The organism is Rossellomorea sp. YZS02 (genome assembly GCF_033963925.1).
Classification (GTDB): domain Bacteria; phylum Bacillota; class Bacilli; order Bacillales; family Bacillaceae_B; genus Rossellomorea.
Genome location: NZ_JAXBLY010000031.1, coordinates 1 through 24422 on the forward strand (window position 1 = coordinate 1; position 24422 = coordinate 24422).

Genomic DNA, 24422 nt, shown 5'->3' on the forward strand with positions numbered 1-24422 from the left:
AGGACTCGAACCTTCGACCCTCTGATTAAAAGTCAGATGCTCTACCAACTGAGCTAATGGCTCATCTTATAAAAACCAAATGGTGCCGGCAAGAGGACTTGAACCCCCAACCTACTGATTACAAGTCAGTTGCTCTACCAGTTGAGCTACACCGGCAAGGTGAAAAGGATAGATATTTCGTTGTCGCAAAACAATGAAGTTCATTTTACTTTCGTAAAAAAACATGGTGGAGGATGACGGGATCGAACCGCCGACCCTCTGCTTGTAAGGCAGATGCTCTCCCAGCTGAGCTAATCCTCCGTGTATTGGTGACCCATACGGGATTCGAACCCGTGTTACCGCCGTGAAAGGGCGGTGTCTTAACCGCTTGACCAATGGGCCATAATCTTTTTAGAACTCAATGTTTGCGTCCCTCTTAAGGACAAGTATTACTATAACAATTAATTTCGTAGAAGTCAACTTCTAAATCAAAAATTAAAGACTTTTCCCAACTTACTCTTAATTACATTTCTGTAAGCCAAAAAAGAATATACCACATTTCTTTAGGTATTATCAATAGGTAATTTAAAGGCTCCTTAAATTAAGATAATGATTTCATTAAAGATTGAGTCCCTTCTATTAAATTCCCTACCCTGATTCTCATCTAAGATGGTTAATAGCTATTGCCTAGATATTCATACATTCAATAGTGGGGGCACCCCAACCCTTATAGAATAAAGTTTAGGTATTAGCAGATGATCATAATGCGGAAATGACAGATTGAGTTTTTACAGTGACTAGCAGCAATTTGAAGACGTCAAAACTAAACAAACGTTTATTTAGTTGATTTCATCCTCTGTATCAGAAGGGGTTCATCACTTAATCAAACGTTTGTTTAATAGTATAGAATAAATTGAACCTATCTATCTACTCTATTAATAATCTCAAAAACCAACTTTAGAGGGCGGGTCCTCATCACTTCTTCTCAACAACTACAAAACACGTACTATCCGGTAGACGCACCGGATACCCCTTTTCATCGGTAAGCGCAATTTTCTGATCTAAATGTTCTTTATATCCTTCCTGCAGATAATGTTCAAACACGAGAATCTCCGCCTGATCTCCAAGGATTCTATGGATGAATTCCTGATAAGAAGAAGGAGTGAAATAACCGAACTGTTCCTGCACTTCGTGAGGGTATGCCTCCTCTCCCCATGTATACGTATAAAGGAATTCCATCGCATCGTTTACATTCAATAGGACCGCATCTTCTCCTGCTGAACTATAGGTGATCGCTCTCCCTTTGAAATCTCCGACGTATCTCTTGAAGAAAGCAAGACCATGTGGATCTTTAAAGCGAATGATCCGCTTCTGATCTAAAGGCTCTGTCATGATACCGTCCCGGATGATGATTCTGCCTTTTGGCTTCAGGGCTTTAAGGGCGCTCCTTAAGGTTTGGGCGATGACTTTATGATTGAACTTTTTGCCCTCGTATGGGATATAGGAAAACATCTCATGAAGGATGGAAGAGAATACAATTGTGTCGGCTCCTTCCTTCCCGATGTAGTCTTCGAGCTTGAGAGCATCTCCCTGCATGACGTCCCATGGGGCATTTTCCCGTTGCTTCTTTCGCTTCAGTTCCTCTACCACATTGACGGCAATGTCGATTCCTATGACTGTGGCCCCCGTATGGTGACGGGTCAACAAATCCAGCATGACTCCACCGCCCGGACCGATATCAATCATGGTCTTCCCAACGGCGTAGTCGGAAATCTTCTTCTTGAAGTCCTGGGAGCTATTCATATCACTCAGGTAGGTTTGCTCATTGTTCAGTCGGTCGTAGGCATCCTTTCTGAAGTTGAATAGGTCATATAATAGAACGATTGCCCGGTCATATAGAGGTGATTTCTCAGCTTCCTGACAGAATTCAATTAACTTCTCCCCTGCCCGTGAAAAAGAAAACCCGACTCCCGCCATCTCTTCCTGTCCATGAAGGGGAGCAGCCTTTAGTGAGACATGCTCATTTCCAGGAAGCTTTCCGTTGAGGATCTCTCTGATCGTGTACTCGGCAAGATACGATTCTATGATTCTTTTTTTATAGATATTGACGGTCTTTCTGCCTTTATGATCGTAGTAGAGTTCCTTCATCATTGGCTCAAAGGAGAGTTGTTCCAATGAAGAATACCGCTTCTTTTGTTCAATGAGCAGAAAAATTTTCATACATTCTTCAAACGTAAAATCGGTAAGGGCAGCCTCCACATACCACATATCCATTCGTTGAAAGAATCGATCCAGAAGGCTTTCCGCCTCGGGGTTAGCCAGTACCCACTCATCATAGGCTGCGTTAAAGTCTTCACCTCGTAAAGCAGCTTGGCTTCTGAGCCTTCGCAATCGTTCGGGTAAGGTCTGTTTCCGGGCCATATCCCCGTTACAGATCCAGCGGTTCACCTCTTCCATTTCCTCACGTACCGAATCCCAGACTTCAGTGGATACCCCCGCTACAATACATTGATTCAGTGCATATAATAGTGGAAACATTTCTGGTTTGGCGATACGTATCAGGGGCTCCATGGATGAGTACCGGACTTCCCCCCTGATGTATTGCCCCGAGAGTCCGTGAGTTTGGATCAATACGAACAGAAGCTCCTCCCGTTCACGATTCCGTTCTTCTTCAGATCGTTTTTCCATTTCTGCGGCATAAATTTGGGCCGACCCTATGTTGTGAATGGCAAGTTGAAAACCCTTGTCAATCCACTCTTTTCTTTGATGAGGAAGTCCGCACTTAGCCGTTTCACTCCACATCAGGACTTCTTCCACCCACTCTTTCTGATCATCGGGTAAACTCAATCCATCCAGTACATGAAGGGTCCTTTCCACGTAATCCAGCACCGGATTCTTTGCCATCTGTTCAAGTGATTCGACCTGCTCCAGGTTCACATTTTTCTCTTTTGTTAATGAAAGGTATTTTAACCATGTATGTTCCCGCAGGATAAGGGTATTCCCTGATTTCAGCTCTTTGATTGCGCGTAAGGATGAAAGCATCGTCATCGCTCCCTCTTTTGATTTCATTACCATTCCATTTTACCCCACCTCTCTCCCATTCTGGTAAGGAATGTATAAACTCCCCTCGTCATAGACTTAAAGTAGAAAGAAGGGAGCTGGTCTCAATGCTTGAGTGGAGTGCTGCTATAGCAGCCGTCGCGTTTACGATCCTCGTTGTGTATTTGATTTTGACATTAAGGAGGGTCATGAACACACTGGACGAAACGAAGAAGACCCTCGCTGATACGAGGAGCGCCGTAAATGGCATTACAGAGGAAGCAGAGGAACTGATTCATACGGCCAACCAAATTTCCGTTGATGTGAAAGGGAAAATGAAAGCCGTGGATCCATTGGTGGAATCCGCACATGACGTCGGCGACATGATCCAGAGTGTGACAAGCTCAGTGAAAAGAGTCACTTCGCAAAATCGGACACCTAAAACGATTCATACTCAGGAAAGCAAGCCGGTGCAAATTAAATTGAAATAAACGAAAAAGAGGCCTTGGCCTCTTTTATTTCTAGTCTACGCCAGTCCCGCTCCGCTGCCGGCGACCTCCCATAACCAATAGCCGTGCATCAGGCAAATAACACTATAGGATACTGCTGCGGTGATGGACACAAGAAGTAACGCTTTTGAAGATCGTTTCTGAGGGTTGAGGTGATAAAGAAGGATGAGAAGAAACAAGGACAAACCTCCCTTGAAGAGAAGAAACAGCCATGGATTTGTGTGATAAAGGCTATTCATGAGTGGATTGGATTCGGTTATATGTCCGTAATGCAATCCAACCATGGTTAGGAATGCGTCAAAAAGGTTGAGGAGTAAGATATATAGCAGCAGGTATCTTATCAACTGAATTCTCCTATTCATTGGTTACTTTTATTGGTTTTATGTTCTCCGGGATATTCGTTGTAAGACTCTACCCTATTCTTAATAAAGAACAAACCTTTTTTTCCAAAAATACCGTACTGATCACTTAACATTAGTATGTATAGGTATCGGACGACTATTCATACGTTGATAAAAAACAATGTTGCTAACCGAGTCTATTTGGATAAAGAGTCAATCACAGGTTATTAAATAGTTAGTGCTCGGAGCCGGCACGTAGAATCTGCACCTCGGCAACCGCCATTCCAGGTGGTTACAGTAATGATGTTTTCATATTAATAAGACGGATTAAGCCGGCTCACAGACTTTAGGGCATTGAAAAAGGACAGGTCATAAAGCACCTGTCCCATTGTTTCTTTATTATTTTATATGCCAGATTAATCGGTATCTTAGTTATCGACTCTAAAACCTGCATTTAAAGCTCTTGCAAGAAACGCACTAAACTGCGCACGGGTGATGTCTTGATCCGGACGGAAGAAACCACCGATAAAGCCACGGGCAACTCCTGCTTCAGATACCTTTACAATCGCCTCATAAGAAGCCATTGAAGGGTGAATATCATTGTAGTCGCTTCCTAGTTCCATTTCCGCCTCTAGATTAAATGCTCTGGCCAGGAAGATGGACATTTCTCCCCTGGAAACAATCTCGTCAGGTCTGAAGGTTCCATCTGTATATCCTTTGATGATTCCCATATCCACTGCTGATTCGATGTAACCCGAAGCATAACTCTGACTGCCTACATCGGAAAATGAAGATTCCCTTTTAGTCCCATCAAGTAACAGCGCACGGCCAATCATTGTTGCAGCGCCAGCTCTTGTCACTCCTTCTTGCGGGTAAAAAGAACCTCTCACTCCTAAAACGATATGTTTATCTGCCAAGTACATAATTTCTTGATAGAACGGTGAATATTCTTCTAAATCATTAAAAGTATAGTTACCCGCCTTTGTGTTCGATACACTGAATATGGATCCCATCATTAAGAAACAGGTTAAAACTGCGATTATTTTTTTCATACTTTACCTCCCGATTATTTGTTATAAGCGATTAACAAGTTTTATTAATATGATTCTCTGATTCTATAATACTCTAACTTTTTCGTATCTTTGTTATAAAGGAAGTCGACGACATAGTCACCCACAGCAAAGTTCTGGAAATAGTAACCTGGGTGAAGAAGTCTTGCAGGGGCAGATACCCCAAGAAGCCTCTCTATGTCTGAAGGAGTATAATTACTGCCCCTCATATCCTTTGTAATCCCAGTCACTTTAAGATCCTTTTCGTTAAGTGGCACTTTAAAGTCGTATCTGCAGGCACCAAATTTGGCATAGGTGTGATCTGCACTTTCATCAATTGAACTGCCATAATACTCATTCATCTGTTTAGCTGTGACGCCTTTCATACCAAATTCACAACCTAGCATATGACCGTACTGCGCCGTTTCAAGAAATAGTGGAGAAAACGGATTTTTTGCCAGGTCCTGTTCCGGTTTTACTACTATTGTATAAGAGAGTCTATCCTGACCTAGATAAATAAGGATTTGCCCTGCTCCCTTATCGCCTGTAACAATTAAAGAATTTCCATATGGTGTAGTTTGACTCTGGATTGCTTCCCCTCTTGTTTTAATCGAAGCGTACTCATCAAGGGCTTCGATTTTAATAGGTGAGTTCGGTTCCACTACGATCAAATCACCATTATGAATATTTACATCGTCTAACTTATATTCAGGGACGTAAACATCGCCTTCTTTATAATCATACGTGTCATATTTAATGGTCAAAGGATCCTTAAATGGTTTCACATCCACCCTGAAATCAGGTTCCAACGCACGGGCAAGGAACGCACTGAACTCCGCTCGGGTAATAGAGCGTGCCGGGAAGAATAACCCGTTATTTAACCCTTGAGCGATACCTGCCTTCGATACCTTTAAAATAGATTCATAGGAAGCCATTGTCGGGAAGATATCAAGGTAATCAAAGTCCAATTCTTTCTCTAACTCAAATGCTCTGGCCAGGAAAATGGCCATCTCTGCTCTTGTCACAGGCTCATTGGGTTTAAACGTATTACCCGGATAACCTTTGACAATCCCCTTTTCTACCGCAGATTCAATATAACCCACTGCATAACTCTGACTGCTGACATCAGAAAATGTTGATTCTCTCTGCGTCCCATCTAAACCTAACGCACGACCAATCATCGTTGCTGCAGCTGCTCTTGTTACATCTTCCTGTGGAAGAAATGCATTGTCAGTTCCTTTGACAATATCTTTCTCCGATAAATACATAATCTCCTCATAAAACGAAGACGATTCTTTCACATCTGAAAACGAAGATCCCGCACTGGCAATCGACACACTAAACCATGATCCTGCCATAAACATACAGGCAACCATCATCATTACTTTCCTCATCCGAACACCCTTTCGTAATATTAAATCCATATTTGTAACATATTTGTAATTATACCCATGTAAATTACTCCCTTCAATAGGAAATTAGTTCCAACTGGGACAGAGGGACAGGTACACTGTCCCACATTGGATAATATTACTAACATTACAAAGATTTCAAAAATGTTACAATACATAGAGTATTTTACTAATATATAGGGGGTTTTACATTTGAAAGGATTGAAGTATCTGCTCGTAATGGCTATATCCATTACTGTAGGATTGGGAGGGTTCTCTACTACCGCGAGCGCAAGTAGGGATTCGTTACAGAGATATATTATTACAGACATGACGAGTGAAGAGTTTGGTTTCTGGGAGATCGATGATTTCGTATCAGCTGATATTATTAATGGTTTTATAGACTCTGATACCGGTAATATGAGCTTTCTACCAAATAAAAATATTACGAGAGCTGAGTTCACCAAAATTATCATCAACGTACTAGGGATTCCCACACAATCGGGACCACAGAAATTCGATGATGTCACACCTGGCAGATGGTACTATGACTACATAAATACAGCTAGCTCATTAGGAATTATCAATGGTTATTCTGCTGAAGAATTCAAGCCTGGAAGTTTCATTACCAGAGGACAAATGGCAGCTATGATTGTGAGAGCGTTTAAAGATACTGTACCTTTCCCTGGATATACAGGACAAATGTTTCCCGATGTACCCAACCATGCAAGTTTTTCAGAAGAAATCAATAAGGCTGCCTCGTTAGGGATTATTCAGGGATACAGTGATAACACATTCAAATCTGGCAATCTTGCCAATCGTGTACAGGCTGTCGTCATAATGTACCGAGCTATTTCAAATGAATACGAGAGTCCAATACAGGATAATATTGTTGAGGCGCATGTAAAAGATTTCTTAACAGAAGAAGCAAATGCAAATTTAAACCTTGAACAATCTTTGGAACTCTACGATCGTTACACAACAGGATTTTATGCTGCTTATGCGAAAGATATCGTTAAGTATAACAATGAACTTATTGATAAGGGGTATGAAATTACCACATCCGCAAATTTGGATAACATACAATTATCTACCGATTTCATAACCGACCGGTTTGCAGAAGTAACCGTAACCGGAACATCCAACTACGCAAAATTCATCAATCCTGATGGCCATGTCGAAGAAAAGAATTCCACCATCAACAACGGCTTCTACCTTCTCAAAAAAGACCATACAGGAATCTGGAAAATCTACAACCAATATCCTGAATAATGGGACGGAGGGACAGGTCCCTTGTCCCAACTACCAATCTTATCAAGGAGCAAGAGGATATCCTTTTGCTCCTTACCTTTCATCACCTTACTCTGTCAATCACACTCTTCGATATACCACTGACTCTAGCTAACTGCCTTACGGTCACACCATCTAGTTGCTTCATTTTCTTTAGTACCTTATTTCTTTTTTCTCTATCCATCTGCTGCACCATACTCTTAGTCACGCCCAATCTATGCATATACTCTTTTACTTCATCATCGCTTTTCAGTGTTTTTCGATAATCATCAAAAAAATGATCGGCATTGTCTTTTTGAGAAAACGCTATTAGCCGCTCTACTGATTTTTGTCTATCATGGGAGATCAATTGAAGGGGGTAATCCGTGTCGATGAGGATACTTGTATTATGTGTATATTCACGTATACTCGTCCATTTACTTGAGAGTACACTTATTGCCAGACCAGCTTTTAAAGGGTTTTGGTGGATATACCGGAGAACTCTGTGGAAATTAGCTGAGGATTCAACATTTTCGCTTTTAAATCTCTCTTGAAACAGGTGGCCACAACGATCATATTTCTTGTTATACCAATACACATAACTGGAACTGATCCGCTTGATTGTATCTGAAACGGTTTCCTCTGCCTCTTTCAAAAGCAAATGGACATGATTGTCCATTAAGCAATAACCAAAAAGACGAAAATTACGTCTACTTTTATATCTTAATAAAATCTTTAAAAACATCTCCCTATCTTGATCATCCTCAAGGGACATGGGGACAGGTCCCTTGTCCCAAAAATTTAATAATTCACATATAAATAGGATTATTGATACTGACACATATTGATTTAGGAATGTAACTGTGTTTGTGGGATTGCAAAAGTGAATATAAGACGGCTTAGGTAGTGGAAATCGAGTGGAAGGGGAAGAATAGGAGCGATGTGGAAAACAATTTTAAATTCACCTACTTAGAAAACTATTTCGACATAAACTCCAGAAATCCTTTTAATGGTTGATGATTAAAGGGCAACTTACATTTCACATCCATTGTTTTGTTTCTTTGTGAATGGGACAGTGAACCTGTCCCTCCGTCCCAAACAAAAAACATGAGCCCGGTCTGAACCGAACTCATGCTTTGGTTACATTATTCGAGTGGGACAAGGGACCTGTCCCTCTGTCCCTACATCAATTCACTTACAACCAGGAATTCTGCCAGGATTTTGGCCATTTGGTCGCGTTTTGTGTATTGGTTTGGTGCGAATGTTCCGTTGGTCATACCTGACATGATTCCTGCCTGATAGACTTTTTCAATGCCTGGTTTTGACCAGTTTGAGATTTGATTTACGTCTTTAAAGTCCTTGATTTTTTTCGTAGTATCCAGCATGTCTGTATCGAATCCGATGAAGTCAAGTTCCATGGCCCTGGAGATCATGACAGCTGCCTGTGTGCGGGTCAGCTTTTCACCAGGGGCAAAGGTTCCGTCTTCTTTTCCTTTGATGATTCCGTAATGGACTGCGGACATCAGTTCTCCGTTTTCATTGAACCATTCGGATCCTTTGACGTCAGAAAAGCGGTTGTCATACTCTTGAGAAGGAAGACCGAGTGCACGAACTAACAGGACTGTAAATTCAGCACGTGAGATATCTTCACTTGGAGCATACCTTTCTATCGTCTTTCCTTTAATGATCGATTTCGAAGCGAGTTTCTCAATATAGTCTTCTGCCCAGTTTACGCCATCTACGTCAGAGAAGGTTTTGTCGTTCTCTACAATGGCATAAATGGAGTTTGTTAAAGATTTGATTGTTGCAACTTTCCCATCAAACAATGTCGGGACAGCTGTATAGCTACCATCACTATTCAACCTCACGCCAACTGAGTGTTCTGCGTTGAATTCGTTTTCTCCAACAATCTCTCTTTCTACAAATGTATTAAATGTAGAAATCTCTTCTTTCTTCTCCCCAGACAACGCTTCAATGTGGAAATCAACTGCGTCTGAAACAATATTCAAGGTGGTAGTTGGTGCTTTTACTACATTCACAGAAATCGTGATGTACACTTCTTCACTGGATCCACCAAGCTTTTTCATTAAGCCATCGACATCAATTTCAGATACTGGCAACAGATAACTCGCTGTTTCTGTTTGGACTTCTATCTTGGACATTTTGTTTTTCTTAAGTGCTTCTTTGAATAAAGCAGCCGGTATCTGTACTTTTGCCACTTCATCAGGTGCTCCCGTTTTCTCCAAAGGTACCACAAGTGTGTCTTTCTTCGATGTGATCGTATCGACAATCTCTTTCACTTTTTGTGGAACGATTTTCGTAATGATTTCCACCATTCCTGATGGATTTTTCTCTTTCACGACTTGTGCAGCTCCTACCGGAAGCTCTACCGTGTTTGGCTTAGCAGGTTTGTATGGTTTTGTCGGTTCGGCAGGATCCGTTCCGCCATCTCCCCCACCGTCTCCTGTTTCTTTCCCACCAACTTTAATGACCACCGTCGTCAGTGGATCAATCGTCAGGGAATCTTTCGATAATTTAAAACCGGATTTTTCTGAAACAGGCTTCGTACCTGCTTCATCGTTGTCTACTAAAACTTTCCCTTTAGAGAAATCGTAGTCTCCAAGAGTAAGCGTACGCTCTTTATTATCGGCATTGACGAACACATAGTACTCACCTGTGTCATCCGTCGATACATTTTTGTAAGCAAGCAGCAGGTCCGTATCCGCTATTTCAGGGAAATCAAGTAATGATACATTCGTATCCACAAGCTCTTTGTCACCCAAACGGAAAGCATTGGTTGATTTTCTCAACTCAATCATACCTTCTGTGTATGCTCTCGTTGTTGTATTTACAGCATAATCTTCTTTGTTCGTTGCTTTCTCCCAATCAAATTTATTGATGGCATCCGATGAGTCATAGGAGTCATGAATGAAGTAACCGAATGGTTTTCCATCAGCGTCCGTAAGCTCATGGTATTTCTGTTCCGGAACGCCTTCACCTAGCCATTGCTTGGTTCTGCCATATTCTTGACCTGCGTGGATAAAAGCTGTTCCCTGTGAGGTTAAAATCATCGAGTTGCCAAGTCGGATTCGTTTGTGAATCTCCAGGTTATTCTCAGGGATTGCCGGATCCTTTTTAATGGATTGTGCAATGACATCATATAACGGCAGGTTATCATGTGCCGCGATGTATTGGACCATGTCTCCCGGATCGTCGTCTGCTGTGTTCCCCGGTTGTCCTTTAATATTGTTAAAAATCACTTGGATATCCCGTGCGCCGCCTGTAAGGAATCGTGGCTCCCCTTCGGAACCGAATCCGGACTTCAATTCATTCCGTATTTCGTCGGAGAAGACGCCCACATCGTCGGTTTTATCCATCCAATCCTGGTCAGCTCCCATTCCTTTTAGAGAAGGATCCGATAGATGACCAGCAAACGTTCTCCATCCTTCACCGATGAATAGCGCGTTCGGATTGATTTCAGCCGCTGTATCATAGGCTTTTTGAATAGCAGGATAACTCGCATCACCCATCATATCAAAGCGCATGCCATCGATCTTATATTCGTCGAACCAATATTTCACGGAATCCACCATAAGCTTTTCAGCCATCGTATGGTTGGTGGCCAAGTTGTTTCCGAAACCTCCAAGGAAGTTTCCTTTGTTATCCTGGAATGCATAATAATTTGGAACGATGTCATTCAATGTGCTTGTTTTTGCCATATGAGTGTAGACAACGTCAAGGACGACACCCATACCGGCATCATGAATCGCATCGATTAATTTCTTCGTTTCTTTTACCCGAAGTTCAGGATCAGTGGCATCCTGTGAATAGGCACCGTCCGGGGAGAAATAGCTGTGAGGGTCGTAACCCCAATTGTACTCATTTCCACCTGCTGAATACTCAAGCTCGCGCTCATCCATATTCGTTTCATCGCCATAATACCAAGCCATGATCGGAAGTAATTGAACGTGAGTCACACCCAATGATTTAATGTAATCCAGTTTATCGATAAAGGCTTCATAAGAGCCCCATCGTGCGGTCAGATCATCTTGTATGCTTGGATCTGATGTGAAATCACGTACATGAACTTCATAAATAACCGCATCTTCACGCTTCTTATATCCATCAATTTCAGCATGGCTGAATCCTTCAGGGTTCGTGCCGCTTAAATCGACGATGGCTGCTTTCCCCACGGAATCCCCGTCAGGTCCTGTTTCCCCAGTCGTATCAACGGTAAAAGCGGCCATGGATTTCGCATATGGGTCCAATACTTTCTTCGTTACACCATCATTGGTTACTTCATATTGATAGTAGTAGCCTTCAAGATCGGAAAGATCAAGGTCACCGGCCTTTACTTTTTTAGACCAGACACCTTTTTCACCTAATGTGAGTTCCACACTGCCAATGGATGTCGCAGCATTCTCTTTATCAAAGAAGATCGCTACCACTTTGCTTGCTTTCGGTGCCCAAAGTTTCAATGTTGCATCGCCATCTTTGTATATCGCACCAAGATCATCACCATCATAGGCATACTTGTAATCAAGTAGTCTCCAGCCAGCTGCCGCTGAAACGGTTCTGCCTGAGTAAGTGATGGAAAGCGGAAGTTTCTTCAGGTCAAAACCAGCCTTCACTTCCACCGTTTTATCACCGGTGATTTTGACGCTGTTGACCGTTATATCTGCTCCGTCCTTGTCCTTGAGTGTTAATCCGGACATGAGCGTTTCCTCTGTCAAACCATCCGTCATGGTGAAATTCAGGCGGATGGTATCATCCGAAATAACTTCAGATGAAAGCAGTCCCGTCGTCACATCACCATGCGGAGAAATGTAGACGTTATCTTCGCCCTGCTTCACCCATAGCTGATCATACTTATCGAGAAGGTTGAAGGTTTTGTCTCCTCCGTCTTTCTCACCGGTTTCCTCATTCAATACAAGGAAGCCGATTTGTTTGGCGTCTTCATTCAACTCAACGTCCACATAAGCACCGTATCGATCCTTTTTAGAAAAATCCAGTGCGCCTGTCGGCCAGTTCTCTGTCGGGGATTTCACATCGCCCCACGTCCAAAGACCGAAGTTTTCATAATTCCCGTCTTCACGATCATAGTGGATGCGGACCGTATTCGCAGGGAGATCCACCGGCTCATACGTGTACACTTTGTCCGATCCCTGCTCGATCCAGATTTCATTGACGTCAGGTGATGTGATGGAGAAGGCTTTGTCTCCCCCGTCTTTTCCTGCATCACCTTTTGTCACATCCATGACAAGGAATCCGATGTTTTTCGCTCCTTCTGCAAGTGGAACGTCAATGTATGCCCCGTAGCTGTCCGTTTTCTCGAACATTGTGGCACCAACCGGCCAGTTGGCAGAAGGAGAAGCAACATCATTCCACAGCCATGCGCCATAGTTTTCGTAATTGCCGTCGGTGCGGTTGTAGTGGATACGGATGTTGTTTTCCGGTACGGGTTCCGCTTCTGGATCTTCTCCGCCACCGGAACCTGACACTGCTCCTGTGATTTTTCCACCTTCAACGGTGAGTAGTGCTGTACCGCCGTCTGCTTTCTTCGGCAGGGTCAACGTTACTTCACCCGCACCAGTCGTCGTGTAAGTTTCCCCAGAATAAGCGTTCGTCACGACCGCATCGGGAGATTCCACTGTCAACGTGATCTCTTTCGCTTCGTCAGCCACGTTCAATCCGACGTATACCGAGTCGTCTTTATAATCACGGGAGAATAAGAGAAACTTATCGCTGTTCGATCCTCCAATAGTATGTCTCTCACCCTTCGCGAACACATCCGAGTGCGCACCCCGGAAGTTCAGGATTTTCGTGTAGTGATCCAGCACATCGTTGTTCTCTACATCTTCCCAATTAAGGTCATAGCGGTTATCATACTGAGGATAATTATTCGCTCCACTCTGTCCAAGCTCTTCACCGTAGTAAATGACGGGCTGACCTTTAGACGTCGCCTGAAGAGATGCAGCAAGCTTCAGCTTCCCTTTGTCCCCGCCAAGTGAATACAGGAATCCGTCTTCATCATGGCTTCCCAGGAACTGACCGAGTGTAGCCGTGTTATCGATCTTTCCGTTCCGGGCCGTCAATTTATCATTGGCCGCTTTAAGGTTCCCGTTTACAAACTCACGGGCGATATCCTTGAATCCGAAATCGAGGAGGGAATCCATCATCCCTGTATCCAGGTAGCCGTAATCATTGTCGGCACTTGCACCCCAAGCTTCCCCGATCATTTTGTGCTTTGGCATTTTTTCCGTGATAGCGTTTTTGAAGGCCATCCATGTAGCGTCTTCCACATGCTTCACTGTATCGACACGGAAATAGTCGATGGTGTTTCCTTTATCGGTCTTCGCTTTCTCGATCCAGTCGGTCTGCCAGTCGATGATCTGCTGGCGCACTTCAGGATTTTCGGTCATCACGTCAGGAAGTCCGGCTAGTTCACCGACCACTTCGTCTGTCCCGACATTTCCCTGACGAAGGAAATCGCTGTATTTATCACGCTCGGCGTCCGTAGGATATCCGGCTGGACGTTGATCCGCAGGCAGCTCGCCGTCGATTTCTTTCAATCCGTAACCCGTGTGGTTCAACACGACATCCACCATGATCTTGATGCCGCGGTCGTGGGCCTCATCGATCAGATTATGGAAATCGTCCATACTTCCGAAGTGCGGGTTGAGTTCGCCGAAATTGCTCGCCCAGTAGCCGTGGTAGCCGAAATATGGCTCTCCTGCTTCCCCTTTTCGCACATCATACTTGATATTTTCCACAACCGGACTGATCCAGATTGTGTTCACGCCAAGTTTATCAAGGTAATCAAGCTTTTCCGTGATTCCTTTAAAATCTCCGCCTTGATACGTTCCGCGTTTCGACTGGTCGTAATTCAGGTCATAAGGATCATCATTTGACGTATCCCCGTTGAAGAATCGGTCAGTCAACATGAAATAGATGATGGATTCATCCCAGTCAAGGTCGGAATCCCCGACAGACTGCCTTGCTTTCACTTCGATTTCAGTGCTTCCTTTGTAGACGTTCCCGTAAGAGTCCGTTGCGGTTAACGGGATCGTTTTCGTCCCTGCCGTAATGTCATCATCAATGGAAAGGGTCACTTCATTCAGCGATGGATCGATTTCAAGTTTGTCGGAACCTCCTAATGAAGAAACGTCCGCTGTGATTTTTTGAATGTTCAGGCCATCTGTCAGACCGTCAACTTCGACACTTAAGACAGCGTTTTCATTATAATCCACAGCTGCAGGAGCCACGGTCCCCGTCACACTTAGGTCGGCTTTTTGAAAATCAAGAACCGATTTTCCATCGACGGTATTGTACGGATCACTCACTTCCGTCGTCACGCTATCTTTTGTGACTAAAAAGCTGTACTCATTTTCCCCGTTGGGAATATTTTCGTATGGGAGGATGAAGCGCTCATTCTCCGGCTCATACGTCATCTCCTTTGTATCTCCGTTATACTTTAACTCCACTTTCTCAATCGTATCCATTTGATTGTTTTTGAAAAGGTCTTTATCCCGATAGTAGAAGGTCGCGTTCCCTTGATCGATGACTGGAGCCGAACCATCGGGAACGATGCGGATTTCCTCGACACCGCTTGTTATGTATGCCTTGGTGAGGGTGTCGTTCTTGTTCACCTTAATGAAACGATCACCGAATTCCTTCTCTGCCGTATTCCAATCCTCGGTACTTCGAAGGACGAAACCGAACTGCTCGGTTTCAGGTGCAACGGCAATATTCGCTACCGCCACTCCGTTTTCGTAGGAGTCAAAATTGATTTGATCATCCTTCACCCCTGTATTCCATGCCCATATGTTCCAATCCCCGTATGTTTGATCTTGACGAGTGTAGGTGAAACGCACCGTGCGCTCACTGGAATTCGCTGTTTCAATATCGGTTCCAGTACTTGCTGTCTCCGCTGTCGAGGCAGCTGGTGCTAGTGGTGCCCACAGGCTGATGAGCATCAGGATGATCATAAAAACCGAAAATCGACGCTTTGTCTGTTTTCTCATGTACGCTTTCCTCCCCTTATTGTATTGATAGAATAATAGAAGTACTCTGGGTGCACTCCATTGCGAAAACGTTTGCACAATTGTACAAAAAAATGTTTGTAGTATGGATTGTAGGTTTATTTTCCTGTCTTCGATTAAAATTGTGCTTTAATGCAAACGCTTGCAATTATCTGTATTTTTAATTATAAACTATATTTATTTTCACTTCTATATAAAATATGGGATTTTTTCCGAATGTGTTTTTATAACTAATGAGTATTGGAAACCTTACTTCACGTTTTTTTATTAAACACTTCGGCTTACATGCAGGGGTGTGTTTACAAACCTGGATAGCCAAAACAAAAAAGGAGTAATACAAAAAAAGAGTCCGGAATTATACCCGGCCTCTTCAGAAGCATTTAAGATACATTCTTTTCAATGGAATCTTCTTTTTTTGATGAAAGATCAATTGTTGAAATAGCCTTCCAAATCGTAATTCCTGAATAAAGCAGGAGTAAGAGACCCGGGATGATGAACATTAATGCGCCATTTTTAGAATTCATGAAGTTCATGAAATATCCTATATATGGAATTGTAAAACCTTTATATTCGCCTACTACATTATCAGATAATACAGGTTCAAGATCAGGAGCATCATTGTTATCTCCTTTTGTTTTATACATTACATGTTCTCCGCTTTTGGTTACTTCTAAAACCCGGTGAGTGATAAGGATGTTTTCTTTTTCTTTAAAGGTGATAACATCTCCCTTTTTAAAACGAGTCATATCTCCACCGGGTTTTACAGCAATAATTGATCCTGTTTGAATACCTGGCTCCATCGAACCTGATAATACCGATTTAATCTGATAGCCAAAGAATTGAGGTTCTCCCCCTGCTGCCTTGGAGGAAACAACGACGAAGATCATCATAAACAAGACAACGTATAAAACGACGGTAATACTTGTACTCAATATTTTCTTTGCTAATTTCATTTTTCATCATCCTTATTGTTCATTTTACTCTTGTGTACTAGTTGTTTCTGCTGGAGAAGGGGTAGACTCTGCTGTTTCTTCTTTCTTTGGTGGCTCTTGACTTTGTTCACTTGCCGCCTCCACCTCTGCCTGCTCTTCCGTTTTCATTTCTAGTTCGGCAGGAACTGCAGGCTGTTCAGGTTCATCCTCTTCCTTTGGTGTAGCCTTTTCTTCATTATTCTTTTCATTTGGTTTAGTTGTAGGAGCAGGAACATTTACTTCCTGATTGTCTTTTTCTTTCTTCCCTGGTGTATCTGGATTCGGATCATCTCCAGCTTTTTCTGGTTCCTTTTGATCGCATTTAACCGTTATTGTTTCACTCCATAATTCTTGTCGGATGTCTTCTTTATTTGAATGACCCGGGCGCTGTAGAGCTTTAAATTTATAGTTTCCTGATTGATTAATATTAGCTTGCAACGTCGTCGTTTCAGCCTCTTTAATAGGTTCGATATCTCCATGAAATACACTGCTTCCGTCCTTAGGATTTCCTGCATCCGCATAGTATACTGCGAACTCTGTGTTACCTTCCATTGTACTTCCTGTATTCATAATTCTGACTGAAATATCTACCGGAGAACAAGCACTTACTGTTCTATCCTCCTTATCAGGGAAGGTCAATGAACTTTTATCCCAGATACTCCAGGTTCCTGCGGTGATGACACCTGTTACATGATCCTGGTCATTAAAGTAGGCTCCCGTGCTGCCGTCTATAAATGAAGTAGTGATGGTGGTGGCATACCAGATGGCCATTAGCTGGCAAAGGAGCTTCCATTTTTTTGTTGAGGTTTTGTGTTTTTTTGTTCTTGGGTATCTTATGGAGATCACATCCTTTGGATATGTGGTAAATTAATTTCTTGAAGAAATCAGAAGCAAGGTTCTCCTGACTTCTTCAAGAAATTATTTTGTATATTTACTAGAAGAAAGGTGGGTGGGGACCCACCTTTCTCATTGTTTGTATTAGCGAGCTTCTCCTGCTCCCTGCATACCATTGAATGTCCATTTAAGCTCTAGAGAATCCCCTTGGAATTGATTCTGGTCTTGCCCGTTATCAACAAACTCATATTGAACATAAAGTTTATCTGACGTTCCTGCAGCAAGGTTTCCTCCATTTTCAGCGAACCAACCACTCCAAAAATTCCCCTCAATTACGTCAGGTGACATATTCTTTAAATCATACAAAGTCGTTGACCAAATCGGTGCATCTAGTTTATCTGCATTTATTAAGAAATTTACTCGAATATGCTTTCCAAAATCATCTGTATTATTACCATTACCTTTGACAGTATAGTCTGTTATTAAATCGATAGAGGCAATATCTAAAGTACCCCCATTTACTAAATCAAACGAACGTAGCATTGTATCCCCAGGTTTAATGTTACTTACATCAACAATTGTTGTAGGATTTGCACTAAGATCTAATGTACCTGCAGCAAAAGTAGCCTTAGTTTCTGCACTGTCACTAAAATACGCATATGTACCTCCCCCAACTAATGCCAATCCTAGTGCTGCAGAAGCTACGCCTAAACCTAATTTTTGCTTAATACCCATTTTTAAATTCCTCCTCGTTTTCACTCTTATTATCCGGTTCGTTCCAAAGTTCATTTTGTTCTTTTTAACGAACCTTACACTCGAATTATAAGACATATGTCACAGGTTGAAAAACCTCAAATACGGTTATTTATTCGCTAAAAAGAACAAAAATCATGATTTATCTCAGATTTCCTCTGTATTTCTTATCTTTTTATTTATTATAACGAACATTATAAACTTTATAATGAACGATTTTGCAGAGGAGGCAGCCGGATTTTTATTCTTTTGGAGGACACTAAATTTATTAGTAACCATGACTAAATGTTCTAGGGTTGGAGTAACACACGGGCATAAAAAATGGATGGAATTCGTTATAAACCCATGCCTCAACTCTGATAAAATAGAATAAGGACATTCGTTCAGTGGAGGTCATAAAATGGATTATTCCGTCATCGGCAAAAAAATAAGAGAATTAAGAAAAGCAGTCAGCTTAACTCAGGGGGATTTAGCTGAAGGGGTATGTACCCAGGCGCTCGTCAGCCGGATTGAAAAGGGGGATATTTATCCAAGTGCCACTACCCTTTATCAGATATCTTTGAAGCTCGGAGTGGATGTAAACTATTTCTTTGAAATCGGGACTACTCCACGCCTTGATTATATAAAGGAAGTTGAAAAACAGTTAAGAATCCTTAGATTGAATGGAAAATACGAAGAAATGATGGAAGTGGTCAAAACGGAAGAAAAGAACCCATTCTTCTATAAAGATAATGAGAAACTCCAACTACTACATTGGCATAAGGCGATCTACCTGTTTGAAGTTGAAAAAGATCCGGATAAATCATTTAAATTACTGCAACAAACCTATGAACTGACCGCCAATCAAAAAAAGGCGGTTTCAGAAAGAGAAATGGAGATCCTCATGACATTTGGCAGTTGGGAATCCCTTTTAAATAACCACGAAGAGGCTCTCCCCCATTATCAGAAGGTTGAAATCCTCATGAATCATACTGAACAACTATTTGATAAATCAATTAAGACCAGATTATATTACAATACGGCAAGAGTACTAAGCAGATTAAATCAATTTGAGGAGTCCACGGACTATTGCGAAAGAGCCATTAAATGGTGCCTTGAAGAGGAACATCTATGGGGTCTTGGTGAACTTCATTATCATATCGGATACAATTTAGAATGCATGGGGGAATACCAAAAGGCTTTGCCGTATATAGATAAGTCCATCCATATGTTCGAAATACATAAACATGAGCGTTACCTTTCTTTTTTGGATGAGAGAAAAAGAGAAATCAAGGATAAATTAAAAGCGCAAAGCCTATCTTTCGGTTCTGACGGGGTGCAATAATCACTTTAGCTCATCACCATAAAAAGTAAATAAAATGTATTTTAAATGATAATTGATGTGTGAGTGTGGTTTATGAAATACAAGGAGTTCCAGAAGTGAATGTCGATTATTTAAATCAATAATATTGACTAATATAAGCGGGCAAAAGTTAGTTAAACACCTGTTTAATTAGGATAATCCTTAAATGTAAGCTTCAGCATTCGTTAATCAAACGTTTGTTTAAAATAGCAGCATTCATGCGCTAAGATCATTCTGAAAATCCCATTTCCCCTAGCAGACAAGCACTCTTTACGATGTAACAATATCTTTCTTATGCTAAAACAAATATCTGTAAGTCTCTCATATTATGTTATAACAAACAGGAAAATATTACTATAAAAGGAGGTTATTCCAATATCCACATCAAGGATTTTAAAGTGGACGACAGGGGCTTTTGAAGCCGTTCTAGGCATCCCTTTACTCGGGGCTTCCATCATCATCGGGTTTCTATGGTTTCCATTAGTCATCATGCTTGTCCTATATTACTACGCTTATTCTTACCATCAGGGATAAAGGCGCCACAACGGGAAGTATACTCGGGATCATCACATCCTGCATCGGCTGGATTCCATTTGTAGGCATGGTCATGCATATCATTTCAGCGATATTTCTCATGATTAATGCTGCAAAATCAGATCAAGCATCCAGAGAATGGGACTGAGGGACAGGTCCCTTGTCCCACTCCATCTCATTCATAAGTAGGTCGATTCATAAGCTCACTTAAATCACTCATATTTAAGTAAAGTACGAGCACTAAAGAAACCAGTAAAAGCATTTGTATAGAAAGAGTAATGTTTCTTCTTTTTACGGTAACATTTCGTTTTTGCAGTGTGGATGTTATAGGTAGAGCCAATAAGCAGCAGATGCCAATAATCAAGACAAGGGATGGGTCCATGTATATGTTCATATATAAACCTGGAGAAACATCTTGTACGGACTGAGCCAAAAACGGCAGAGTTACTAACATCAAAGAGATTAGAATGAAGACTGTCATTAAGTAAACTAAAATTTTCATTGTGGCATCTTTCCTTTCTCATAATAAGGGATTCAAAGGTTGTACAGGGAAGGGTCTTTTGCTTCCAAACCATCTAAATACGCCCCAAAAGGAAGCATGAGAACCGTTTCCCGCTCCCTACGCAGCTTGTTTCCTTTCAGCGGTAAGAATACCTCTCCTCAACCAAATGCCGGTTAAGCCTGAAGCAACCCCGAATAAAAAAAGAAAAATCAATGTGACCGCCCCACCTTTTTGATAGGGAAGATTCGAATAATATCCAACCTTTTCCCCTGTAAGCCCCCTTATCCATTGAGTTTCCAATTTTGTCTTCGTCTTGGTCGTAAAGTTACTTTCCTTTATCACTCCGTTTTCATTAATACTATAGGTTCGATAGTTTATGGGATTTGAGTTGATTTTCTCTGTAGGAGGGGAAAGTCTCATCGCTACGATAAATGACTCTTTACCCGTCTCCTTTTCTACCACCTCTTTATACTGAATTGCCTCAGTAAAGTCGTTCATTCCTTCAGAATCAGAAGGGACATTATACCCTTTCAATTCTGCTTCCTTTTCATCCTTTATCTCAAAGATAATATTACCTTTCTTCTTACCTTCTTCCTCTACAAATGTATTCAGTTTGACACCATGAAACACCTGAATAGGATATACATCTCCGTCTTCCTCTAATGAAATGAAGTCATATTGCTTATCGAAACGATTTTGATACAGAGTTTCCCGGAGTGATTGAACGAGGAAATACGCGACCAGTGTAATCGAAAGAACCCCCGCAATGAAAAGGATATAACTTATATACCGAAATCGTTTCTTCGTAAGATCAGCCATAGAATCGCTCCCTAAAATGGATTCAATATAATACTAATTCTTGACCCACTCCATTTTCACCTCCCGTGAAACATGTCAAAAATCTTCAGACATATTGTAGAAAATAGGCGTGGGACAAGGGGACAGGTCCCTTGTCCCAGAAAAAGGGATTTCAAATGAAGTCTCGAATATACTATTTATATAGTGTTTATGGCAGGAGGGTTTTAACTGAAAAACGTATTGGGTACGATTATTTTGATGCTGTTCGTTTTGACCGGATGTGGATTGGAAACGCAAACCTTAACTGAATTTTACCCAAAAGAACTTAAGGATGTAACAAAGATAACATTAGTGGACGGTAGTACGGGAAATGAAAAAACCATATCCGATCAGAAGGGGGTAAAAGAATTTCTTGCAAAAATAAAGGACACTGAGTTCATTCCGGATCAAAATCAAGAAAAAAGAACCGGTTGGCGTTATTCCATCTCACTGTATCAAAAGAGTGAACGGACATTCCAATTTACGTTGAACGAGGTGGATGAGTACTATTATCATACGAAACCGGATCTTTACCCGATTGTGAATACCTTTTATGAAAACCTTGATAAGGTAGAAGAGTAATAGAATACAATCGCACCCCCATGTTGAGTCATATACAAAAGACGAGGGGCTAATCCCCCGTCTTTTTCATTTTGGGACAGTGTACCTGTCCCCCCGTCCCAGTTTAATCCACGATAAAGCTGTCTTCGAGTGTGAATTGCTCGGTGCTGGTACCAAATGTACCTGTGATTTTGTAGGTACCGGGTACTAATGGCACTCTTTTGAGTTTAACGGCTTTGGTGATCCACGGCTCAAGCATGATAGATCTCCCTTTTAGAAGGGCATGCTCTGGATAATAGACAGTTGGCTCCCTGCCTACTGGGGCAACGTTCTCTGGTGGGCCCCATGTATCCACCTTCACCCATTTCCACCCTACGAAACGGTAGATTTTCCACTCATTCAAATATGACAGGTGGTTTGGTCCCCAGTTGGTTAAGGTCATCGTCAGTAACTCTTCAGGGTGGTATTTGTTCTTTTCTACATTCATCGCCACATTAAAATCTTTTAGTGAAGCATAAAGCGGGTCATAGCGAATATCCCGAAACTTCCCATCCCCATCCCTTACAGTGAGGGTATATCGATAGAGAGCTCCATGAGGGGGTGGAATCTTCACCTTGAAGTCTTTCATGTCGCTCGTCTTTTTAGAATAGAGAACGATTGGATTTTCAGCACTTTTATTGACCTTTTCTAGCGTAACTTCCGTCGTGTAGCCCTCTTTTGTCATGATTCTTTGTAGAAATCCAGGGATTTCAGGTACATATTCTTCGCCAGGAATGACCTCAATTGGCCCCGTTTCATAAGGACTCCTGGTAGACCTACTAAAAATTTTACCTGTTCCCCTTCTATAACTTCCCGCATCTACCACGCCGCCAAATGTTTGTATAGAAGTGACCGAATATCCACCAACTGAATTATGCATGGATTCCGTTTTACTTTTCGTAAGATCCGTGACCACTTCCACCAGTCCAAACACAAGGATGAAGACGAGGAGTATTCTTATCCATGGCTTCTTTAATACTTCTATAATCAGTTCCTTCATGAAACACACCATCCTTTTGGAACAGGTCCCTTGTCCCGGAATTATTAATTATAATGACCCTAATCAGAACCTCAATTATGGGACAGTGTACCTGTCCCCGTGTCCCACCAGATGAAAATCAAGAAGAAAGGAACGGCTGGTGCTATGCCATTACACTGTTTCAACAAGATGAACCTATGCTCCAGTTTACTCTAACAAAAATAGATGGGAGATATTATCATACAGAACCGGATATGTATCCGATTGTGGATGACTTTTATAAGGAGATTGATATTCTAGGAGAGCAATAAATTCGCAAGAGCTCAAATTTGATATTCTTCTTATATAATAGGAAAGAAAGCAGTGTCTAAACTGCCTTCTTTCCATCCAACTATTTTACTTCAATATAGTAATCCAGTCTGGTAAGACCTCCACCTACTTGAATATGGGACGTGCCACTGGTATTTGTTAAAAGGATACCATTCATCGGCATATAATCAGCCACTGCGTTTCCGCTCCAGTCAACAACATACCCCGGCTCACCTTTTGTCATGTTTTTAAATACTATTGTGGAGCTTGGTTCCACTGTGAAGGTCGACCAATTTGGATAGTTCACACTTACCAGGCTGCTGCCTACCCTCTTATACTCGACTACTACCGAAGGCTCTTTAAATTTTTTGAATTCGACTTTAAATTCCGGTTCTAATGCCCGTGCCAAAAATGCACTGAATTCCGCCCTGGTAATGTCCTGATAAGGGAGGTAAAACCCATTGTTCAACCCTTGAGCAATACCCGCTTTTGATACTTTCTTAATAGACTCATAAGAAGCCATCTTCTTATAAATATCATAATAATCGACGTCGATTTGCTCCTCTAATTCAAATGCCCTTGCCAAGAAAATCGCCATTTCTCCACGATTGACAATGGCATCAGGTCTAAACGTATCATCTGAATATCCTTTGATGATCCCTTTTTCTACTGCAGATTCAATATAGCCGGCTGCGTAGCTCTGACTGCTTACATCTGAGAAGGAAGACGTTCGTTTAGATCCATCTAATCCTAAAGCACGGCCGATCATTGTAGCTGCTGCCGCACGCGTTACTTTATCTTGTGGATGAAATGCATTCACCGTTGTCCCTCTCACGATATTATGATCTGATAGATACATAATTTCGTCATAAAATGGATGAGATTCATTCAAATCAAAGAATGTAGCTTTTGCCACTCTACTGGTGGTATTGACCATGGATCCAATCATGATCAATATAGCCAAAGCAGTCATAATTTTTTTCATAGTATATTCTCCTATCTGTAATATAAATGTAATATTTGTAACACTCATTACATTTTATGGGAGGATTTGTTATTCTTCAATAGGTAAAAAGAACGAGTTGCGTTGCATGATGGAAATGACAGTTTTCAAAGAGTGTGATGGGACAAGGGACCTGTCC

At 41.7% G+C, this 24422-nt stretch carries 16 protein-coding genes, 3 tRNA genes and 1 pseudogene; 5 read left to right on the plus strand and 15 right to left on the minus strand.

The features are described 5' to 3' along the window. Positions 1 to 80: 80 nt before the first annotated feature. From SLH55_RS21825 to SLH55_RS21840, 4 genes are all read right to left on the minus strand, one after another. Positions 81 to 156, minus strand: a tRNA-Thr gene (locus tag SLH55_RS21825). Positions 157 to 224: 68 nt separating this feature from the next. Further along, positions 225 to 300: transfer RNA gene (locus SLH55_RS21830), tRNA-Val, on the minus strand. A gap of 6 nt (positions 301 to 306) precedes the next feature. Further along, a tRNA-Glu gene (locus SLH55_RS21835) sits at positions 307 to 381 on the minus strand. 573 nt (positions 382 to 954) lie between these two features. Then, positions 955 to 3054 carry a class I SAM-dependent methyltransferase gene (locus SLH55_RS21840; RefSeq protein ID WP_320324445.1) on the minus strand — a complete coding sequence of 700 codons (2100 nt, stop codon included), beginning with the start codon at positions 3052 to 3054 and terminating at the stop codon, positions 955 to 957. 92 nt (positions 3055 to 3146) lie between these two features. Here SLH55_RS21840 and SLH55_RS21845 point away from each other — a divergent pair, with 92 nt between their 5' ends. Continuing rightward, complete coding sequence (locus tag SLH55_RS21845; protein WP_320324446.1) at positions 3147 to 3509, plus strand: DUF948 domain-containing protein; 363 nt, start codon at positions 3147 to 3149, stop codon at positions 3507 to 3509. 35 nt (positions 3510 to 3544) lie between these two features. Here SLH55_RS21845 and SLH55_RS21850 read toward each other — a convergent pair whose 3' ends face one another. From SLH55_RS21850 to SLH55_RS21860, 3 genes are all read right to left on the minus strand, one after another. After that, the gene (locus SLH55_RS21850) at positions 3545 to 3889 is read right to left on the minus strand and encodes a DUF5658 family protein (RefSeq protein WP_320324447.1); all 345 of its coding nucleotides are present in this window, start codon (positions 3887 to 3889) and stop codon (positions 3545 to 3547) included. A 407-nt stretch (positions 3890 to 4296) separates the two neighbouring features. Further along, a complete protein-coding gene (locus SLH55_RS21855; RefSeq protein WP_320324448.1) occupies positions 4297 to 4920 on the minus strand; it encodes an S-layer homology domain-containing protein in 624 nt (207 codons plus the stop codon). 44 nt (positions 4921 to 4964) lie between these two features. Continuing rightward, complete coding sequence (locus SLH55_RS21860; RefSeq protein WP_320324449.1) at positions 4965 to 6311, minus strand: S-layer homology domain-containing protein; 1347 nt, start codon at positions 6309 to 6311, stop codon at positions 4965 to 4967. A gap of 210 nt (positions 6312 to 6521) precedes the next feature. Between SLH55_RS21860 and SLH55_RS21865 the strand changes: the two genes are divergently transcribed. After that, entirely contained in the window at positions 6522 to 7580 is a 1059-nt protein-coding gene (locus tag SLH55_RS21865; RefSeq protein ID WP_320324450.1) for an S-layer homology domain-containing protein, read from the plus strand. Positions 7581 to 7662: 82 nt separating this feature from the next. Here the strand turns inward: SLH55_RS21865 and SLH55_RS21870 are convergent, their stop codons facing one another. The 5 genes from SLH55_RS21870 to SLH55_RS21890 form a co-directional block, all read right to left on the minus strand. Further along, complete coding sequence (locus SLH55_RS21870; protein ID WP_320324451.1) at positions 7663 to 8352, minus strand: transposase; 690 nt, start codon at positions 8350 to 8352, stop codon at positions 7663 to 7665. 406 nt (positions 8353 to 8758) lie between these two features. Continuing rightward, on the minus strand, positions 8759 to 15601 hold the full coding sequence (locus SLH55_RS21875) for a pullulanase (RefSeq protein ID WP_320324452.1): 6843 nt from the start codon (positions 15599 to 15601) through the stop codon (positions 8759 to 8761). Positions 15602 to 15999: 398 nt separating this feature from the next. Further along, a complete protein-coding gene (sipW, locus tag SLH55_RS21880; protein WP_320324453.1) occupies positions 16000 to 16572 on the minus strand; it encodes a signal peptidase I SipW in 573 nt (190 codons plus the stop codon). Between the two features lie 24 nt (positions 16573 to 16596). Then, on the minus strand, positions 16597 to 17436 hold the full coding sequence (tapA, locus tag SLH55_RS21885; protein WP_320324454.1) for an amyloid fiber anchoring/assembly protein TapA: 840 nt from the start codon (positions 17434 to 17436) through the stop codon (positions 16597 to 16599). A gap of 132 nt (positions 17437 to 17568) precedes the next feature. After that, complete coding sequence (locus SLH55_RS21890) at positions 17569 to 18159, minus strand: CalY family protein (protein ID WP_320324455.1); 591 nt, start codon at positions 18157 to 18159, stop codon at positions 17569 to 17571. A gap of 418 nt (positions 18160 to 18577) precedes the next feature. On the opposite strand from SLH55_RS21890, the gene SLH55_RS21895 reads away from it, so the two are divergent. Together SLH55_RS21895 and SLH55_RS21900 are read left to right on the plus strand one after the other, a co-directional pair. Next, the gene (locus tag SLH55_RS21895; protein WP_320324456.1) at positions 18578 to 19501 is read left to right on the plus strand and encodes a helix-turn-helix domain-containing protein; all 924 of its coding nucleotides are present in this window, start codon (positions 18578 to 18580) and stop codon (positions 19499 to 19501) included. Positions 19502 to 19894: 393 nt separating this feature from the next. After that, positions 19895 to 20201 (plus strand): annotated as a pseudogene (locus SLH55_RS21900) (hypothetical protein). 471 nt (positions 20202 to 20672) lie between these two features. On the opposite strand, the gene SLH55_RS21905 reads toward SLH55_RS21900, so the two are convergent. Next, entirely contained in the window at positions 20673 to 21374 is a 702-nt protein-coding gene (locus SLH55_RS21905; RefSeq protein ID WP_320324457.1) for a hypothetical protein, read from the minus strand. A 237-nt stretch (positions 21375 to 21611) separates the two neighbouring features. Here SLH55_RS21905 and SLH55_RS21910 point away from each other — a divergent pair, with 237 nt between their 5' ends. Further along, a complete protein-coding gene (locus SLH55_RS21910; RefSeq protein ID WP_320324473.1) occupies positions 21612 to 21974 on the plus strand; it encodes a hypothetical protein in 363 nt (120 codons plus the stop codon). 103 nt (positions 21975 to 22077) lie between these two features. Here the strand turns inward: SLH55_RS21910 and SLH55_RS21915 are convergent, their stop codons facing one another. Together SLH55_RS21915 and SLH55_RS21920 are read right to left on the minus strand one after the other, a co-directional pair. After that, on the minus strand, positions 22078 to 22992 hold the full coding sequence (locus SLH55_RS21915) for a hypothetical protein (protein WP_320324458.1): 915 nt from the start codon (positions 22990 to 22992) through the stop codon (positions 22078 to 22080). Between the two features lie 370 nt (positions 22993 to 23362). Beyond that, a complete protein-coding gene (locus SLH55_RS21920) occupies positions 23363 to 24265 on the minus strand; it encodes an S-layer homology domain-containing protein (RefSeq protein WP_320324459.1) in 903 nt (300 codons plus the stop codon). Between the last annotated feature and the right edge of the window lie 157 nt (positions 24266 to 24422).

Bases quoted from the DNA above. Each gene is read 5' to 3' on its own strand.
- SLH55_RS21840 (WP_320324445.1), bottom strand. From the start codon at position 3,054: ATGGTAATGAAATCAAAAGAGGGAGCGATGACGATGCTTTCATCCTTA.
- SLH55_RS21845 (WP_320324446.1), top strand. From the start codon at position 3,147: ATGCTTGAGTGGAGTGCTGCTATAGCAGCCGTCGCGTTTACGATCCTC.
- SLH55_RS21850 (WP_320324447.1), bottom strand. From the start codon at position 3,889: ATGAATAGGAGAATTCAGTTGATAAGATACCTGCTGCTATATATCTTA.
- SLH55_RS21855 (WP_320324448.1), bottom strand. From the start codon at position 4,920: ATGAAAAAAATAATCGCAGTTTTAACCTGTTTCTTAATGATGGGATCC.
- SLH55_RS21860 (WP_320324449.1), bottom strand. From the start codon at position 6,311: ATGAGGAAAGTAATGATGATGGTTGCCTGTATGTTTATGGCAGGATCA.
- SLH55_RS21870 (WP_320324451.1), bottom strand. From the start codon at position 8,352: ATGTCCCTTGAGGATGATCAAGATAGGGAGATGTTTTTAAAGATTTTA.
- SLH55_RS21875 (WP_320324452.1), bottom strand. From the start codon at position 15,601: ATGAGAAAACAGACAAAGCGTCGATTTTCGGTTTTTATGATCATCCTG.
- sipW (WP_320324453.1), bottom strand. From the start codon at position 16,572: ATGAAATTAGCAAAGAAAATATTGAGTACAAGTATTACCGTCGTTTTA.
- SLH55_RS21890 (WP_320324455.1), bottom strand. From the start codon at position 18,159: ATGGGTATTAAGCAAAAATTAGGTTTAGGCGTAGCTTCTGCAGCACTA.
- SLH55_RS21895 (WP_320324456.1), top strand. From the start codon at position 18,578: ATGGATTATTCCGTCATCGGCAAAAAAATAAGAGAATTAAGAAAAGCA.
- SLH55_RS21905 (WP_320324457.1), bottom strand. From the start codon at position 21,374: ATGGCTGATCTTACGAAGAAACGATTTCGGTATATAAGTTATATCCTT.
- SLH55_RS21910 (WP_320324473.1), top strand. From the start codon at position 21,612: ATGCTGTTCGTTTTGACCGGATGTGGATTGGAAACGCAAACCTTAACT.
- SLH55_RS21915 (WP_320324458.1), bottom strand. From the start codon at position 22,992: ATGAAGGAACTGATTATAGAAGTATTAAAGAAGCCATGGATAAGAATA.
- SLH55_RS21920 (WP_320324459.1), bottom strand. From the start codon at position 24,265: ATGAAAAAAATTATGACTGCTTTGGCTATATTGATCATGATTGGATCC.